Here is a 16,242-nt window from a genome sequence, read left to right on the forward strand (position 1 = left end):
TCTCTTTGAGACTGAGTCTCAAGATGAGTCGTGGCAGTAATATGCCTCGTATGACCGACTCCGCGAGCGCCGCCAACCCCACCCCGCCGAAGCCGCCCGGTCTGCGTGAGCGCATGCGGGCGACGGTCCGGACGGAAGTGACGGAAGTGGCGCTCCGGCTCTTCACCGCTCAGGGCTTCGACCGGACGACCGCCGACCAGATCGCGGCGGAAGCGGGACTGTCGCGCGCCAGCCTGTTCCGGTACTTCGGGACCAAGGAAGACATCGTGCTGGGCGGCCTGGAGGGCAATGGCCCGCAGGTCGTGGAGGCGCTCGCCGCCCGTCCCGACGAGGAGCGGCCCTTGGTGGCGCTGCGCCGGGCGTTCGACGTCCTGGTACGGGTGAACGAGGAAGCGCCCGAGCAGACGCTGAGCTTTCTGCGCCTGCTGCACGGGACGCCGTCACTGCGCGCCCGGCACTTCGAGAAGCAGCTGAAGTGGCAGGAACAGATGGTGCCGGAGATCGCCAGGCGACTGGAAACCGGCCCTGACGATCCGGAGGACCCCAGACCGACCGCCTTGGTAGCAGCCGCCCTGGCCTGCCTGGACGCGGCAGCGAGAGGATGGGTGGCCGGCGAGGGCAAGGCTTCCCTCGCCGACCTGCTCGACCGGGCAATGGGCGCCCTGACGGAATAGCCGCTCCAGGGACGGCCGAAGGCCCCCTAAGGGGCGCGGGGAACTGCGCGACCGGCCACAACGGCGCCGCACCAGACAACAAACCCCTCGGGGCCGCGGGGAACTACGCAACCGGCCCCAGCGGCCACTCCCTAAGGGGCGCGGGGAACTGCGCGACCGGCCACTATGGCGCCGCAGCAGACGACGAACCCCCTAGGGGCGCGGGGAACTGCGCGACCAGCCCCAACGGCGCCGCAGCAGACAAGCAAACAAACGAACCCCTACACCCGCCGCACATCCCCCCGCAAATGCACCCGCCCCCCACCACCCCGAAGCTCAAACCCCCCAAACCCATCCGCCCCATACTCCACCGCCCCCGGCAACAACACCGGCGCCCTGAACTCCGCACGGACCCAGGCCGACGGCGGCGCGCCATGCGCGGCGAGGCAGCGCGCGACGGTCCACATGCCATGGGCTATCGCACGCCGAAACCCGAAGAGGCGCGCGGCAAGCGGATGCAGATGAATGGGGTTGCGGTCACCGGATGCGCCCGCGTACCGCCGCCCGAGATCCCCGCAGAGCCGCCACTCGGCGACGAGGGGGAGCACCTCACGTTCGTCATAAACACCGCCCCCACCCCTGGGCGTACCGGCGGCAAGGTCACGCCGGTGCCGTGCGAGATACGTGCTCCGCGACTCCCACACCAGCTCCTCACCGTCACCGTCCCGCACCTCCGTCTGCACGGCGACCTCGGTGCCGCGTCGATGCGGCGCCAACTCCTCGACGTACACCGTGAGTTCGTAGTAGCCGCCGGTGGCGGTGAGCGGGCGCCAGCGGACGATCTCGACCGAGGTGTGGACCAGGCCGAGGAGCGGGAGCGGGAAGCCGCGGTCGGTCATCAGGAGCATGGCCAGGGGGAAGCCGAGGACGTGCGGGTAGGTGATGGGGAGGGAGTCGTCGCCGACGGGGAAGCCGCAGACCCGTTCGTAGGCGGCGAGGCGGGCGAGGTCGATGCGTACGCCGGGCAGCACGAGGCGGGTGCCGGGGTGGCCGGCGTACGGGCGGGGCCGGTCGAGGGCGGCCTTCTTGAAGGGGGACAGCAGGGCGCCCCGGGCGAGCAGGGGTGTCAGGGCCGGGGATCGGTCGAGGGTGCGAACAGAGCGGTCGGCCATGGTCAACTCCCACCTCGATACCTTACTTACTCCAGAGTCAGGTTACCGGAGGTAAGTCCCAGAACACCCCGAGATGAAAGTGTGAAGAACCACTGGGAACGCGCGTAGGGCCGGTGCTAACGTGAAAAACGCTCAGGACAGGGCAAGATGACGCATCGGTAACCTGTGTGACGCCTGAGCTTGCACATCCCCGCCGCTTCACCGCCCCGGAACCCGCACGAACCCCCCACGCGCGAGCCGTACGATCCGGTTTCTGAACAGCGGCACCGCCGAAGTCGTACATCTGTGGTGAACACCATCAGAGGTGTACACGCCGGAAGGCCGCCGCACGCCACAGGAGCTGCTCGTGTCCTCGTCGTTCCCGTCCTCCCCGCCCTCGCCGCCGATCGTGACCGCCGTCGGCTACGACGGTGAACCCCTCCTGGTGGAGCCCGAGATCCGACGACTGGACGGGGCCGTACGGGAGGTGTCCGTCCCGGCGTTCGTCGCGCCCGTGACGTACGGCTCGCTCGCCGACCTCCCGTTCGACAACGCGAACGAGGAACCCGAGGCGACCGCCCTCAGCCGCCGTACGCCGGACGGGAGTTGGGCGGACGTGACGGCGGCCGAGTTCGCCGAGCAGGTGCTCGCGGTGGCCAAGGGGCTGATAGCCGAGGGCCTGATGCCGGGCGACCGGCTGGCCATCATGGCGCGGACGACGTACGAGTGGACGCTCATGGACTTCGCCGCGTGGGCGGCGGGCCTGGTGACCGTCCCCATCTACCCGACGTCCTCCGCCTTCCAGACCCGCTGGATCCTCCAGGACTCCGGCGCCGTCGCCCTCGCCGCGGAGACCGTCGCCCAGGCCGCCGCCCTCGGCCCGGAGCGCGACCGTATCCCCGACCTGCGGCACATGTGGGTCTTCGAGAAGGGGCACCTCGACCGGCTCGCCGAGCTCGGCAAGGACGTACCGGACCAGGAAGTCGCCGTACGGCGTGGGGTGTTGGGCCCCGACACGCTCGCCACCCTCATCTACACCTCCGGCACCACGGGCCGCCCGAAGGGCTGCGCGCTGTCGCACGGCAACTTCTTCGCCGAGGTCGACAACGCCATCGAACTCCTCTACCCCGTCTTCCGGGAACAGACCAAGGACGAGGCGTCGGTGCTGCTGTTCCTGCCGATGTCGCACGTCTTCGGGCGGATGGTGGCCATCGCGTGCATCCGCGCGGGCATCCGCCTGGGCCACGCCCCGAGCCTCAAGTCGGAAGACCTGCTGGGGGACTTGGCGGCCTTCAGGCCCACCTGCCTCCTGGCCATCCCGTACATGCTGGAGAAGGTCTTCAACACCGCCCGCGCCAGGGCCGAGACGGGCAAGCGGGTCTCGTCCTTCGACCGCGCGGTGGCCGTGGCCCGCCGCTACAGCGAGGCGGTGGAGGAACAGCGCCACGGCATCGGCCACGGCCCCAGCCGCGCCCTGCGCACCGCGCGCACCTTCTACGACCCCCTCGTGTACCGCCGTATCCGCAACGCCATGGGCGGCAGGGTCCGTTACATGATCTGCGGCGGCTCACCGCTCGGCCGCCCGCTGGCCGGGTTCTTCGCCGGCGCGGGCATCGAGATCTACGAGGGGTACGGCCTCACCGAGTCCACGGGCGCGGCCACGGTCACGCCACCGCTCAAACCCCGCGTGGGCACGGTGGGTTGGCCCCTTCCCGGCACCCGCGTCCGGATCGCCGCCGACGGCGAGGTGGAGCTGTCCGGCGACCAGATCCTGCGCGGCTACTGGGACCCGAGCGCGGGCGGCGTCGTCCCGGCGGCACCGGACGGCTGGCTGGCGACCGGTGACATCGGCTCCCTCGACGAGGAGGGCTATCTGACGATCACCGGCCGCAAGAAGGAGATCCTGATCACCGCCGGCGGCAAGAGCGTGGCCCCGGCGCCCATGGAGAACTGGCTGCGGGCCCACCCCCTGATCTCCCAGGCGATGGTCCTGGGCGACGGCCGCCCCTACATCTCGGCCCTGATCACCCTCGACACCCCCGGCCTCACCCACTGGCGCCAGATGCAGGGCAAACACCCGGTACCGGCCGAACTCCTCATGGATGACGCCGACTTGAGGGCGGTCATCCAGCGGGCGGTGGAGGAGGCCAACAAACTGGTCTCCCGCCCGGAGTCGATCCGCCGCTTCACCATCCTCCCCGTCGACTTCACGGAGGAGGAGGGCCACCTGACCCCGTCGATGAAACTCCGCCGCTTCGAGATCATGCGGGACTTCGCGGCGGAGGTGGAGGGGTTGTACGAGCGGTAGGCGGAGGGTTGTACCGGCGCGGCGGCAGTCGGGAGGGCCGCCCGGCGGTGGGCGGAGGTTTGCCCGGCGGTGGGCCATATGTCTTCCGATAGTCATCTCGGCGGGTCACAATCACGCCATGACGGAGACGACCACCACGAGTGTGCCGCCGACCCGCAGCAGTCCGGTGGATGTCGTCCGCGGGTTTTTGACGAGTGGTGTGTCGGGAGCCTCGCTGACCGCGTTCGCGGTGGGCTGCATCATCGAGGACGTGCAGCCGATCATCGGCAGCCTCGTTCTCCCGGTGGTCTACGCACTGCTCCACTACCTCTCCCGCGCCCCGGAACGGGCTCGCAGGGCGGCCCTCGTCCCCGTCCCAGCGCTCGCGATGGTCGAGAGCCTGAAGGCCAGCGGGTCCGAACTGTCGTCGAACATACCGATCGACTTCGACCTCACGGTCGCCCCGGACGACGCGCCCGTGTTCCGCGCCCGGATGAACGACTGGGTCAAGCTCGTAAACGTCCCCGACTACCAGCCGCGCGACATCGTGGTCGTCGAGTACCCGCCGCACCGGCCGTGGGAGGTACGGCTCGTCAAGCAGCCGACTCCGGAATGGCAGCGCAGGGCGGCCGACGCGGCCATCGACTCGGCGCCCGAGTCGACGCTGGTGAAGGAACCGCCGATCAGCGACGGACACGCCGGGGCCGGCCTCGTCGGCTTTTTCGTCGGGGTGGCGGTGGTTCTGTTGCTGTTCCGCGCAGACCTGACGGACAAGGTCTGCGGCTCGGACGGGGACACGGGCAAACCCTTGTCGTCGTCCTCGGCGCAGTCTTCGCCCCCGCCCTCGTCGTCATCGTCATCCTCGATGAACACCACGGTGGTGTCGTCGGGGTCCGGCACGGTCGTTCTGGGTTCGGGACAGTCGTTCCTCGACGAGGGTGAGCTGCGGCGGGCCGTCGAGTCGCTGACCAAGGGCGGCAAGGGCCAGGCGCTCGTGTTGGCCGTCGAGGACAGCACGCTGTCGGTGGTGTTCCCGCCTTCGGGCCCCCAGCCCCCGCTCTTCGACCCGAACTCCCTGCCGTACGAGCGCATCCCGGCCCTGGTGAGGGAGGCGCGGACGACTCTCGGCGTCCGCTCGCCCCAGTCCTGGCAGCTGACGGCCGACCGTCTCACCGGCTCACTCAACCTGAGGGTGAGTGTGACAGGGGCGGGCGACGACACGGCGTCCCTGGTGGCGAACGGGAAGGGCGAGGTCGTAGGGCGGACGCGGGCGGCGAACTGAGAGCGGGGAGGAGCGGGGAGGAGAGGGGAGGGGAGGAGAGGGGAGGGGAGGCTCAGCGCCCGGCGCCCTTCCTCGCCGCCACCGTGTCCGCGAACGCCCGCGCCGCCGGACTCAGCGCGTCCCACCGCCGCACGGCCCACCCCACCGCCAACGGCCGGAGCGCGGGCAGCGGAATCAGCCGCACCGGCCCCTCGCTGCCCGGCACCGGCAGGTCCGGGACGGCCGGCACGATGGCGTACCCGAGCCCCAACTCCGCGAGCAGCAAAGCCGTGTCCCAGTCGGCGACACTCGTGTCGAACGCCGGTCGCGCCCCCAACTCCGCGAACGCCGCTTCCAGTTGGGCGGCGGACGTCGAGTTCGGCGGCAGCCTGATCAACCGCAGGTCGCGCAGATCGTCGGCCTCGGCGTACGCCCGCCGCGCGAGCGGATCACCGGCGCGTACGGCGAGCACCCACGGCAGCTCCATCACCACCCGCTGCTCGATGCCCCGCACGGGCGCCCCGATGGTGACCCACGCGAGGTCCAGCTCGCTGTCGGCGAGCGCGGCGAAACACCCCCGGCTGGAGTTCTCCGTACGGAACTCCAGGCTGACGCCCGGGTGTTGACGCCGGAAGGCGACCACCGCCTCCGCCATGAAATGCCGCACGGTGGTCGCACCGGTGGCGATCCGCACCGACCCGGTCTCCCCGTCGACGAGATCCTTGAGGCTCCGCAGCGCGAGATCCAGCCCGGCGATGCCCTCCGAGGCGGCGGCCTGCAACACCCGCCCGGCCGCGGTCGGTACGACACCCCGCGCATGCCGCTCCAGCAGGGCGACGCCCGTCTCCCGCTCCAGCCGTTTCACATGCTGGCTGACGGCCGACTGGGTGCACGCGAGGTCACGCGCGACCGCGCTCAGGCTCCCGGCCCGGCACACGGCGACGAAGACACGCAGGTCGTCCAGGGTCACACCACCCAGCTAACACCCAACTCAACCCGCACCCCAACCCCCACCCCACCCCCCACCCCAACACCCAAGTAAATACTTGGAGTTGGTGACAGAACCTTAGGATTGACTGGCTACGGACCGGTACGTCACGATCGTTGCAGGGCCCAGGCGGCAACCCGTCCCGCGCCCCCGCCGGGGTCCGGACCACAGGGTGGGGAGCGGACGGGTGCCGACCTTTCGCGCACCGAGAGGACGCCACCCCATGTCCGCTTCCCCTCCCTCTCCCCCTACGCTCGTCCCCTCCACGGCAGCTCAAGCAGTCGCGTTTCTACGGCAGTTGGGCGCCGAACAGATAGGCCACCCCGGCGGCACCCTGCTCGCCCACCTCTGCCGGGTCTACCGGCTGCTCGCCGCCTGGGACGCCCGGCCGGCCCTCCGCCTGGCGGGTCTCTGCCACGCCGCCTACGGCACCGACGGCTTCCCCACCGCCCTGCTCACCCTCGACCGCCGGGCCGAGCTGGCGAGGGTCATCGGCTCGGAGGCGGAGGAGATCGTCCACACGTACGCCGCCATGGACCGCAAGGCCACCTACCCGGGCCTGGCCACCCCGGACGCGCCGTTCCACGACCGCTTCATCGGCGGCGCCCGGGCCATGCCCCGCGACCGCCGCGAGGACCTCGCCGAACTGACGGCCGCGAACGAACTCGACCTGGCCCGCATCAACCCGGTGTTCCGCGAACAGTGGGGCCCGCACCTCCTCGCCCTGTTCACCGGCTTCCGGCCCCTGCTGAGCGCACCGGCGTGGGAGGAGACGGAAACGCTGCTGGGCCGCCGAGACGGCCGGGACCACTGAGGACCACCACCCTGACCATCTTCAAGGCGGCACTACGCTGCTCTGTCGTGCAGGAGACGCGACTCGACACCGCTAGGATCCGGGCGGCTCGCCGGGTCATCGACCCGGTCTTTCTCGACACCCCGCTGTATCGCTGCGAGGCGCTGGAGGCCGTCCTCGGGTGTGCGGTGAGCATCAAGCTCGAAACGGCGAACCCGGTCCGCAGCTTCAAGGCCCGCGGCACGGAGGTGATCGCGAGCCGGCTCGCACACAACGGCTCGTGCGCCGTTGTGTGCGCCAGCGCGGGCAACCTGGGCCAGGCCCTCGCCTGGTCCGGTCGCGGCCGGGAACTCGACGTCACCGTCGTGGCATCCCGCTTCGCGACTCGCACCAAGCTGGAGCGCATCCGTGCGTTGGGCGCCCGCCTGGAACTGGTGGACGGCGACCACGAGGTGGCCCGTGAGCGGGCGGCGGCCATCGCACGGTACGACGGAATCCGGCTCGTCGAGGACAGCCTGGACCTCGAGACCTGCGAGGGTGCGGCGACCATCGGCCTCGAACTGACGGAAGCCGCGCCCTCGTTCGACACCGTCCTGATCGCTCTCGGCGGTGGGGCGCTGGCCACCGGCGTGGGTCATGTGCTGAAGGAAGCGGCACCCGAGGTCGACGTGATCTGCGTCCAGCCGCTGGGCGCACCGGCGTTGACCCACTCCTGGCACCAACGGCGGGTCGTCACCACCGACTCGACCGACACCATCGCCGACGGAGTGGCCGGCCGATGCCCCATCCCGGCCGTCCTGGACGACCTCCTCCTGGTCGCCGACGACGCCGTCCTCGTCCAAGAAGCGTCGATCATCGCCGGTATGCGGCTGCTCCTCGAACACGCCGGACTCGTCGTCGAACCGTCGGCCGCGCTCGGCATCGCCGCGATCCTCGAAGACCGCGACCGCTTCGCCGGCCGACATGTGGTCACCATCCTGTGCGGCAGCAACGTCGACGTGGACGCCTATCGCCGGTGGTGCGCGCCTGCGCTCTGACGCGGCGTACGTCACTGTCCGGCGGAGACCGACCAGCGCACGCCGGAGGTGCCGGTGACGTGGACGTACGCGTCCGGGTCCGGCGTGCTGATCTCCGCCTCGTTGTAGATGCTGACGACCTTGCCGGCCTCACAGTTCTCGGCGAAGGTCATGCCGAGGTCCTTGACCTCGACCTTCACCTTGCCGTTGCCCTCGCAGTTCAGGGCGATCCCGAGGGTTCCCTTGTGGAGCCCGCCCTTGAGGGGGATGGCGCGACCGGACTGCCCGTTGGCGAACGAGGCGATGACCTTCCGCTCGATCTTCGGAGCCTCGGTGACGCTCTCGCCGTTGGTCTGGTCAACCTCGACGGCGGCTGCGGGTGTGGCCGGAGCCGACTTCTTGGCCGAGGTCTTCGGGCCGTCGCCGGCGCCGTCACCGGCGCCGTTGTCGCTGGTGCAGGCGGTGCCGGTCAGCAGTACGGCGGCGCAGATCGCTGCCGCTGTGGCGGCGCGGGTGATGGTGGTCATGTCCCGATCATCACCACGGCGGCTGCCGGGAAAGCCGACGCGGGCAGGCCCGCAGCACGCCCGCAGCACAGCTGTTACAGAGCCGCCCGGCGGAGGAAGGCGGCCCATGAAAGACAGGTGAGTTGGTGGTGCGGCGGATCACCAGGGGATGACGCCGTCGTCCTCGAAGAACGCACCGGTCGGGCCGTCGTCGGGCAGTGTGGCGAGCCGGACGGGGGTGGCCGCGCCCTGCTCGGGGGTGCGGGAGCCGTAGAAGCCGTTGAGGTCGGTCGCGACCAGGCCCGGGCAGGCGGCGTTGATCAGGATGTTCGTGTCCGCGAGCTGCCGGGCGTACTGGACGGTGACGGCGTTGAGGAACGACTTCGACGGTGCGTAGGCGGCCATGACGGGCCCGACCTCGATGTCCGGGTCCGCCTGTCGGGTCAGGGAGCCGACGGAACTGGAGACGTTGACGATGCGCGGCGACGTCGAGCGCCGCAGCAGCGGCAGCATCGCGTTGGTCACCCGGATGACACCGAGGACGTTGGTCTCCAGCACGGTGCGGACCATGTCGAGGTCGAGCGTGGTCGGGTCCTGGCCCCAGCCCGGCCCCGTCTCTCCTGAGATGCCGGCGTTGTTGACCAGGACGTCCAGGTGTCCGGCTTGCCGTTCGATCAGTTCCGCGGCAGCGCTGACGCTTCGGTCGCCCGTCACATCCAGCGGCACCCCGAACGCGTCCACCCCGGCGGCGCGCAGCTTCTCGACCGCGGTCTCGCAGCGTGTCTTGTCGCGGGCTCCCACGCCCACGCGGTATCCGAGGGCGCCCAGCCCCGCTGCGATCTCGTACCCGATTCCCTTGTTCGCGCCGGTCACCAGCGCGATCTTCGTTTCGCTCATGCCGTTGATGCTCGCTCGATGACGGCCCGCGCATCCAACACCGATACGGTGGTCTGTCATACCCGCCAGGTATCACAGAGATACTCTGCGGAAGTGGACACCCTGAACGCCCTGAACGCCCTGAACACCCAGAACACCCTGGACACCTTGGAGACCCGCGAGCTGCGCTACTTCGTCGCCGTCGCCGAGGAGCTGCACTTCGGCCGCGCCGCCGAACGTCTCGGCATGGCCCAACCGCCGCTCTCCCGGGCGATTCAGCAGCTCGAACGACGCCTCGGAGTCCGCCTGTTGGACCGTAACCGGCGCGGTGTCAGCCTGACCGGCGCCGGGGAGGTGCTGCTGTACGAGGGCCGCGCGGCCCTTGACGCGACCGTCGCCGCCGCGCGCCGCACCCGTCGTGCCGGTGGCGCCGACAGCCCGGGCGGGCCGCGCAACCGGCTCGTGCTGGCGGTGAAGGCCGCCGCGGCTCACGAGCTGCTGCAGAAGCTTCTCGGCGCCTACGCGGCCGAGCCCGACGCCGCCGACATCGAGGTCCTGCCGTGCGGCTTCTGCGAGCAGGAGGAGCTGCTGCGCGACGGCCGCGCCGATGTGGCGCTCATGCACGCGCCGTTCAACTCCCTCGCCGGATTCGACAGCGAGGTGCTGATGACCGAGGGACAGATCGCCGTGCTGCCCGCCGGTCACCCCCTCGCCGCACGGAAGACGCTGTCCCTGGCGGACATCGAGGACGTCCCCGACCTTCCGCAAGCCCGCTGGCCCCGCCACGGCACGTACCCGCCCGGCCCCGGCCCCGCAATCCGCGACCAGACGCAGCTGGCCCAGCTGATCGCCCTCGGACGCACGATGGCTGTCTTCCCCGAGTCCGCCCGTGCCTGGCTGTGGGCCGAGCACGTCGCCGTCCCCGTGACCGACGCGCCTCCCGTCGTCACCCACATCGCCTGGCCCGCGCACAGCCGCTCCCTCGCCCTCGCCGGACTGATCCGCACGGCCACCCGACTGTGACCGTGTGCGGCGCGGACAACGGCCGACCGAGCGGCCCGACCAACCTCTGACCTGCGGGTCTCCAGGGAGTGACCAGCGGGTCAAGCCCCGCTCACGACCGCCCGCCGAACTGCCACCCGTGCACCTCGATCGCCGCATACCGGTCCGGAGTCGCGAGGACGGCGCGGGCCGTGGCCGGGTCCGGGGCGCGGAGCAGGGCCGCCGTGCCCAGCCAGGTGGTGGCGTCGTCGGAGAGCAGCGGGCCGTACGCGATCAGGTTCTCCGTGTCGGACGGCAGGTCGAGGTCGGCGCCCTCACCGGCACCGGCGCCGACACCCGTGCTGTGTCCGAGGCCGATCACCAGGTACCGCCTGCCTTCGGTCGGGCCGCCGGGGAACTCCCACATCGTGCGTCCCAGCGTGTTGCGCCACCGGCGCAGCAGTACGTCACGGTAGGCGCCGGCCTGGTAGCACGGCTCGTCGAAGGCGAACGCGCGGGCGGTGGCGGGATCCGGCAGGTCGAGGATGTGCACGCTGCCGGTGAGGGTGTCGCCGTCGTCGGCGAAGGTCGGGCCGCGGGCGATCATCTCCTTGGCGTACTGGTCCATGTACGACCAGTGCTCTTCCAGCAGTTCGTCGCGCAGCGCCAGGGAATCCGGCCGGTCACGGTGGTAGCAGAGGAACTCCATGCCCGTAGGCGTACCAGGTTCTCCCGGCGCATGTCGCTTGACTTCACAAGACCCAAGTAGGACATTCCCGCCCCATGAACCCAGAAACGGACTCCACGCGACGTACCGAACTCCCCTCCAGACGTGGTGTGTTGGCGGGCGCGGCGGCGGCAGCGACAGCGACAGCGGTGGGTGTAGGGGTGGGGGCAGGTGGGTCCGCCCGGGCGGCGGTGCCGCCGCCCCTCCTCGGGACGTACGACGTCGTCGTGATCGGCGCCGGTGCCGCCGGGATGACCGCCGCGCTGACCGCAGTAAAACAGGGGCTGACCTGCGTGGTCGTCGAGAAGGCGGCCACCTTCGGTGGGTCCGCCGCCCGTTCCGGTGCCGGGATCTGGATCCCGAACAACCCGGTGATCCTGGCGGCCGGGGTGCCGGACACCCCGGCGAAGGCCGCCGCCTACCTCGCGGCGGTCGTCGGGCCGGAGGTCCCCGCCGCGCGGCAGCAGGCCTTCCTCGCGCACGGGCCCGCCATGCTCTCCTTCGTCATGGCGAACAGTCCCCTCCGCTTCCGCTGGATGGAGGGATACAGCGACTACTACCCGGAGTTGCCCGGCGGCTTGCCGGGCGGCCGTTCCATAGAGCCCGATCAGCTCGACGGGAACATCCTGGGCGCCGAACTCGCCCACCTCAACCCGCCCTACCTGCCCGTCCCCGCCGGCATGGTCGTCTTCAGCGCCGACTACAAGTGGCTGGCCCTGGCCGCCGTGAACGTGAAGGGCGCGGCCGTCGCCGTCGAGTGCCTGGCGCGCGGTACGAAGGCCGCGCTCAAGGGGCAGACCCCGCTCACCATGGGCCAGGCCCTCGCGGGCGGCCTGCGCGCGGGGCTGGCGTCGGCGGGGGTGCCCGTCTGGCTCAACACCCCGCTCACCGACCTCCACCTGGAGTCCGGAGCGGTCACCGGAGCCGTCGTCACCCGGGGCGGCGCACCCGGCCTCCTCCGCGCCCGGCGCGGCGTGATCGTCGGCTCGGGCGGCTTCGAGCACAACGCGGCGATGCGCGCCCAGTACCAGCGGCAGCCGATCGGTACGGAGTGGACGATCGGCGCGAAGGAGAACACCGGGGACGGCATCCGGGCGGGCGAACGGGCCGGCGGCTCCCTGGCCCTGATGGACGACGCCTGGTGGGGCCCGGCGATCCCGCTCCCCGGCGAGCCGTACTTCTGCCTCGCCGAACGCACCCTCCCCGGCGGCCTGTTGGTCAACGCGGCGGGCGCCCGCTTCGTCAACGAGGCCGGCCCCTACAGCGACGTCGTCCACACCATGTACGAGCGAAACGCCACCGACCCCGACATCCCGGCCTGGCTGATCGTCGACCAGAACTACCGCAACCGCTACCTCTTCCGGGACGTCTCCCCGACCTTCGTGCTCCCGGCCGACTGGTACAACTCCGGTGCCGCGTACAAGGCGTGGAACCTGGACGACCTGGCCACCTCCATCGGCGTACCGCCCGCGGCCCTGCGCACCACGGTCAGCCGCTTCAACTCCCTTGCCCGGAACGGCGACGACACGGACTTCGGGCGCGGCGACAGCGCGTACGACCACTACTACACGGACCCGGCGATCCTCCCGAACTCGTGCCTGGCGCCCCTGTGGCTGCCCCCGTACTACGCCTTCCGGATCGTCCCCGGCGACCTCGGCACCAAGGGCGGCCTGCGCACCGACGCCCGGGCGCGCGTCCTGCGGGCCGACGGCACGGCGATCCCGGGCCTGTACGCCGCCGGCAACGCCAGCGCCGCCGTCATGGGCCACAGCTACGCGGGCGCGGGCTCGACGATCGGCCCGGCGATGACGTTCGGGTACGTGGCGGCACTGGCCGCGGCAGGGGTGCTCTGATCCCGATCCTTTCCGACCCTCCGATAAGCCTGTGCGTTCTGCATGGACATGCCCTAGTGTCACGCTGATTGCTGGGGAGGCAACAGGTGCGTACAGGGCACGGGGGGCGGTTCGCCGCATCGAGAAGGACGGCGAGGACCGCGACGACCGCGGTGGTCGCGATGACGGTGGTGTGCATGTCGCTCGTCGCGGGATGCGGGCAGCGTTACAAGGATTCACAGCCGTACGAGAGCCTGGCGCAGACGCCGGAGAAGCTCGCGCCGAACGGCACGACCATCCTGGTCGGCGACCAGACCGCCGAGGTGACCGTGCACCTCTACGAGGACATGCGCTGCCCGTTCTGCGAGGAGTTCGAGACGACCGGCGCGGGCCCGGAACTCCAGCGGGCCGTGCTGCGACGCGAGGTAAAGGTGGAATACACCCTCGCCTCCTTCCTGGACGACAGGGTCGGCGGCAGCGGCTCGAAGAAGGCCGCCAACGCGCTCCGGGCCGCGCTCGACTCCGACAGGTTCGCCGAGTACCACGAGGTGCTGTACGCCAACCAGCCCGAGGAGGAGGTCGACGGCTTCACGGACGCCCGCCTCCTCGAACTGGCCGGACAGGTCGAGGGGTTGCGCACCCCCGCCTTCGAATCGGCGGTGAGGACGATGAAGTACCGCTCCTTCGTGACCGCCGCCGAGCGCGCCTACGAGGCCGTCGGCGACGAGCCGGGAAAGGGCCCGGGGACCCCGACCGCCGTGATCAACGACGTCCGGGTCCCCAAGGAGCTCGGCGGGGTGCTCTACGACTCGAAGGTCTTCGTGAAACTGCTGCGGGCGATCCAGGAGAACCCCGGCGAGTGGCAGTCGTACAAGGACTACCAGCCACTTCCGGACCCCAAGGACTACGGATACTGAGCCGGCGGCCTGCGGGCCATGAGGAACGCCTGCGGGGACGACTCCCCGGCCTCCTCGTACGCCGCCCGCACGGTCTGCGAGGTGAGGGTGAACCCGGCCTCGGTCAGCAGTTCGGCGATCCGCTCGGGGCGGCGGCGCTGGAAGGTCATGGACACGGGGCGTCCGAAGGGCCGGTCGTGGTGCTTGTGCACGTCCCCCGCCTGGAAGGCGAGCAGCAGGTGTCCGCCCGGCGCGAGCACGCGACGGAACTCGGCGAAGAGGGCGGGCAGCCGGTCGGCCGGGGTGTGGATGGACGAGTACCAGGACACCACTCCGGCGAGTGCCCCGTCGGGAAGGTCCAGCTCCAGCATCGACCCCTGCTCGAACCGCAGCCCCGGATGCTCCCGCCGGGCCACCGCGAGCATCGACGCCGACACGTCGAGCCCGAACACCGACAGCCCGAGCGAGTCGAGCAGCGCGGTGACCCACCCCGGCCCGCACCCGAGATCGGCGACCTGGCCGCTCCCGCCCCCTGAACCCCGTACGAACTCCGCGTACGCGGCGATCAGGGCCCGCTCGAGCGGCTGCTCGGCGAGCCCGGAACGGAAGAGGGCGTAGTAGTCCTCGGCGATGGCGTCGTAGAAGACACGGGTGGCGGCGACGAAGTCGGGGTCGTAGTCGGTGTCAGAGACAGTGTCGGTGTGGCTGTGGCTGTGGTTGTGGCTGTGGCTGTCCATGGCGGGACGGTAGTGGGGCCCACTGACATCGCGCCCCTGTGGCTGGAGGCCGTGGCCGGAAAAGGCAGGAGCTCCGATGCCTGATGGCTCGGAGCTCCTTGGGTACTGCACACGTTCCGGATCAGAGTAATCGGCTCAGAAGAGCCGCAGACTTAGATCGGGGTGACGTTCTCCGCCTGCGGGCCCTTCGGACCCTGCGTGACGTCGAAGGAAACCGCCTGGTTCTCTTCGAGAGAGCGGAAGCCGCTCGCGTTGATCGCGGAGTAGTGGACGAAGACGTCCGGGCCGCCGCCTTCCTGGGCAATGAAACCAAAGCCCTTTTCGGCGTTGAACCACTTCACGGTTCCGGTAGCCATAAGCCCTCCTTGGGCCCAAAGGGTTGCCCTGCTCCAGAACCTGCAAGGTGTAAACAAAAGCTTGTAAACAACTGCATTCATCTGAATACGACGAGAGCCCGCGGTCACATGCTCCGCAGGCTCTGTACTGCAAGGGAAACCAAACTGCAACTTGCGGCGAGCCTAGCATGCAGGCACCCGAATGCAATAGAGGTCAAGATCACGTCACTCGGACGTTTGAGAGGCGGCGCGCGCTCTTGACAACCCCCCAGGAGGTCTCATGGTAGGGCAGGCCGGTTAGCCTCGCGAGGTGGACAATTCTCGCACCCGGCCGCGCGTCGGCCACATCCAGTTCCTGAACTGCCTGCCCCTGTACTGGGGGCTTGCGAGAACAGGCACGCTCCTCGACTTCGAGCTGACCAAGGACACCCCTGAGAAGCTCAGCGAGAAGCTGGTGCGCGGAGATCTCGACATCGGGCCCATCACCCTCGTCGAGTTCCTCCGCAACGCCGATGACCTGGTCGCCTTCCCCGACATCGCCGTGGGCTGCGACGGTCCGGTCATGTCGTGCGTGCTCGTCTCCCAGGTCCCCCTGGACCGGCTGGACGGCGCACGGGTGGCGCTCGGCTCGACCTCCCGCACCTCCGTACGCCTGGCGCAACTGCTCCTGGCCGAGCGCTACGGCGTGCGACCGGACTACTACACGTGTCCGCCCGACCTCAGCCTGATGATGCAGGAGGCGGACGCGGCCGTACTGATCGGGGACGCGGCCCTGCGCGCCAACCTCCTGGACGGCCCGCGCTACGGCCTCGAGGTGCACGACCTGGGCACCCTCTGGAAGGAGTGGACGGGGCTGCCGTTCGTCTTCGCGGTATGGGCGGCCCGCAAGGACTACCTGGCCCGCGAACCGGTCCTCACCCGCAAGGTCCACGAGGCGTTCCTCGCCTCCCGCGACCTCTCCCTCGAGGAGGTCGCCAAGGTCGCCGAACAGGCCGCCCGCTGGGAGGAGTTCGACGCGGGCGTCCTGGAGCGCTACTTCACGACCCTCGACTTCCGTTTCGGCGGTCCGCAACTGGCGGCCGTACAGGAGTTCGCCCGCCGGGTCGGCCCGACGACAGGCTTCCCCGCGGACGTGGAGGTCGACCTGCTGGAGCCGTAGGCTGCTGGTCGCGCGCGGGACGGGCGGGCGCAAGGGCCGTGGGT

Annotated in this window: 16 protein-coding genes; 9 read left to right on the top strand and 7 right to left on the bottom strand. The window is 70.3% G+C overall.

Going from position 1 to position 16,242, the window contains the following annotated elements:
- The first annotated feature begins 50 nt into the window (after positions 1-50).
- Complete coding sequence (locus ABZ855_RS02615) at positions 51-674, top strand: TetR family transcriptional regulator (protein ID WP_360799740.1); 624 nt, start codon at positions 51-53, stop codon at positions 672-674.
- Between the two features lie 260 nt (positions 675-934).
- Here ABZ855_RS02615 and ABZ855_RS02620 read toward each other — a convergent pair whose 3' ends face one another.
- The gene (locus ABZ855_RS02620; protein ID WP_360799743.1) at positions 935-1,825 is read right to left on the bottom strand and encodes a MaoC/PaaZ C-terminal domain-containing protein; all 891 of its coding nucleotides are present in this window, start codon (positions 1,823-1,825) and stop codon (positions 935-937) included.
- Positions 1,826-2,213: 388 nt separating this feature from the next.
- Here ABZ855_RS02620 and ABZ855_RS02625 point away from each other — a divergent pair, with 388 nt between their 5' ends.
- Together ABZ855_RS02625 and ABZ855_RS02630 are read left to right on the top strand one after the other, a co-directional pair.
- Entirely contained in the window at positions 2,214-4,112 is a 1,899-nt protein-coding gene (locus ABZ855_RS02625) for an AMP-dependent synthetase/ligase (protein WP_360800264.1), read from the top strand.
- Between the two features lie 118 nt (positions 4,113-4,230).
- On the top strand, positions 4,231-5,373 hold the full coding sequence (locus ABZ855_RS02630; protein WP_360799746.1) for a hypothetical protein: 1,143 nt from the start codon (positions 4,231-4,233) through the stop codon (positions 5,371-5,373).
- A 52-nt stretch (positions 5,374-5,425) separates the two neighbouring features.
- Here ABZ855_RS02630 and ABZ855_RS02635 read toward each other — a convergent pair whose 3' ends face one another.
- Positions 5,426-6,322 carry a LysR family transcriptional regulator gene (locus ABZ855_RS02635; protein ID WP_360799749.1) on the bottom strand — a complete coding sequence of 299 codons (897 nt, stop codon included), beginning with the start codon at positions 6,320-6,322 and terminating at the stop codon, positions 5,426-5,428.
- A gap of 241 nt (positions 6,323-6,563) precedes the next feature.
- Between ABZ855_RS02635 and ABZ855_RS02640 the strand changes: the two genes are divergently transcribed.
- Both ABZ855_RS02640 and ABZ855_RS02645 read left to right on the top strand, forming a co-directional pair.
- A complete protein-coding gene (locus ABZ855_RS02640) occupies positions 6,564-7,154 on the top strand; it encodes a DUF6817 domain-containing protein (RefSeq protein WP_360799752.1) in 591 nt (196 codons plus the stop codon).
- A gap of 47 nt (positions 7,155-7,201) precedes the next feature.
- A complete protein-coding gene (locus ABZ855_RS02645) occupies positions 7,202-8,170 on the top strand; it encodes a pyridoxal-phosphate dependent enzyme (RefSeq protein WP_360799755.1) in 969 nt (322 codons plus the stop codon).
- Between the two features lie 11 nt (positions 8,171-8,181).
- On the opposite strand, the gene ABZ855_RS02650 is transcribed toward ABZ855_RS02645, so the two are convergent.
- Together ABZ855_RS02650 and ABZ855_RS02655 are read right to left on the bottom strand one after the other, a co-directional pair.
- A complete protein-coding gene (locus ABZ855_RS02650) occupies positions 8,182-8,676 on the bottom strand; it encodes a hypothetical protein (RefSeq protein WP_360799758.1) in 495 nt (164 codons plus the stop codon).
- 138 nt (positions 8,677-8,814) lie between these two features.
- Positions 8,815-9,552, bottom strand: a complete 738-nt coding sequence (locus ABZ855_RS02655; protein ID WP_360799761.1) for an SDR family oxidoreductase — start codon at positions 9,550-9,552, stop codon at positions 8,815-8,817.
- Between the two features lie 138 nt (positions 9,553-9,690).
- On the opposite strand from ABZ855_RS02655, the gene ABZ855_RS02660 reads away from it, so the two are divergent.
- Positions 9,691-10,554 (top strand): LysR family transcriptional regulator, encoded by an 864-nt coding sequence (locus tag ABZ855_RS02660; protein WP_360800266.1) that lies wholly within the window; start codon positions 9,691-9,693, stop codon positions 10,552-10,554.
- Between the two features lie 91 nt (positions 10,555-10,645).
- On the opposite strand, the gene ABZ855_RS02665 is transcribed toward ABZ855_RS02660, so the two are convergent.
- Positions 10,646-11,221, bottom strand: a complete 576-nt coding sequence (locus tag ABZ855_RS02665) for a YciI family protein (protein WP_360799764.1) — start codon at positions 11,219-11,221, stop codon at positions 10,646-10,648.
- Positions 11,222-11,295: 74 nt separating this feature from the next.
- Between ABZ855_RS02665 and kstD the strand changes: the two genes are divergently transcribed.
- Both kstD and ABZ855_RS02675 read left to right on the top strand, forming a co-directional pair.
- Positions 11,296-13,092, top strand: a complete 1,797-nt coding sequence (gene kstD / locus ABZ855_RS02670) for a 3-oxosteroid 1-dehydrogenase (protein WP_360799767.1) — start codon at positions 11,296-11,298, stop codon at positions 13,090-13,092.
- 176 nt (positions 13,093-13,268) lie between these two features.
- Positions 13,269-13,988 carry a thioredoxin domain-containing protein gene (locus ABZ855_RS02675; RefSeq protein WP_360799770.1) on the top strand — a complete coding sequence of 240 codons (720 nt, stop codon included), beginning with the start codon at positions 13,269-13,271 and terminating at the stop codon, positions 13,986-13,988.
- On the opposite strand, the gene ABZ855_RS02680 is transcribed toward ABZ855_RS02675, so the two are convergent.
- Both ABZ855_RS02680 and ABZ855_RS02685 read right to left on the bottom strand, forming a co-directional pair.
- Entirely contained in the window at positions 13,976-14,704 is a 729-nt protein-coding gene (locus ABZ855_RS02680; RefSeq protein ID WP_360799773.1) for a class I SAM-dependent methyltransferase, read from the bottom strand. The genes ABZ855_RS02675 and ABZ855_RS02680 overlap by 13 nt on opposite strands.
- Positions 14,705-14,856: 152 nt before the next feature.
- Positions 14,857-15,060 carry a cold-shock protein gene (locus ABZ855_RS02685; RefSeq protein WP_053740801.1) on the bottom strand — a complete coding sequence of 68 codons (204 nt, stop codon included), beginning with the start codon at positions 15,058-15,060 and terminating at the stop codon, positions 14,857-14,859.
- Between the two features lie 289 nt (positions 15,061-15,349).
- Here ABZ855_RS02685 and ABZ855_RS02690 point away from each other — a divergent pair, with 289 nt between their 5' ends.
- On the top strand, positions 15,350-16,198 hold the full coding sequence (locus ABZ855_RS02690; RefSeq protein WP_360799777.1) for a menaquinone biosynthesis protein: 849 nt from the start codon (positions 15,350-15,352) through the stop codon (positions 16,196-16,198).
- Positions 16,199-16,242 lie beyond the last annotated feature (44 nt).

Origin of the sequence: Streptomyces sp. NPDC047042 (genome assembly GCF_040644035.1) — a bacterium.
GTDB lineage: Bacteria > Actinomycetota > Actinomycetes > Streptomycetales > Streptomycetaceae > Streptomyces.

Coding starts and splice junctions, on each gene's coding strand:
- ABZ855_RS02615 (WP_360799740.1), top strand. CDS start 51: ATGACCGACTCCGCGAGCGCCGCCAACCCCACCCCGCCGAAGCCGCCC.
- ABZ855_RS02620 (WP_360799743.1), bottom strand. CDS start 1,825: ATGGCCGACCGCTCTGTTCGCACCCTCGACCGATCCCCGGCCCTGACA.
- ABZ855_RS02630 (WP_360799746.1), top strand. CDS start 4,231: ATGACGGAGACGACCACCACGAGTGTGCCGCCGACCCGCAGCAGTCCG.
- ABZ855_RS02640 (WP_360799752.1), top strand. CDS start 6,564: ATGTCCGCTTCCCCTCCCTCTCCCCCTACGCTCGTCCCCTCCACGGCA.
- ABZ855_RS02650 (WP_360799758.1), bottom strand. CDS start 8,676: ATGACCACCATCACCCGCGCCGCCACAGCGGCAGCGATCTGCGCCGCC.
- ABZ855_RS02655 (WP_360799761.1), bottom strand. CDS start 9,552: ATGAGCGAAACGAAGATCGCGCTGGTGACCGGCGCGAACAAGGGAATC.
- ABZ855_RS02665 (WP_360799764.1), bottom strand. CDS start 11,221: ATGGAGTTCCTCTGCTACCACCGTGACCGGCCGGATTCCCTGGCGCTG.
- kstD (WP_360799767.1), top strand. CDS start 11,296: ATGAACCCAGAAACGGACTCCACGCGACGTACCGAACTCCCCTCCAGA.
- ABZ855_RS02675 (WP_360799770.1), top strand. CDS start 13,269: ATGTCGCTCGTCGCGGGATGCGGGCAGCGTTACAAGGATTCACAGCCG.
- ABZ855_RS02680 (WP_360799773.1), bottom strand. CDS start 14,704: ATGGACAGCCACAGCCACAACCACAGCCACAGCCACACCGACACTGTC.
- ABZ855_RS02685 (WP_053740801.1), bottom strand. CDS start 15,060: ATGGCTACCGGAACCGTGAAGTGGTTCAACGCCGAAAAGGGCTTTGGT.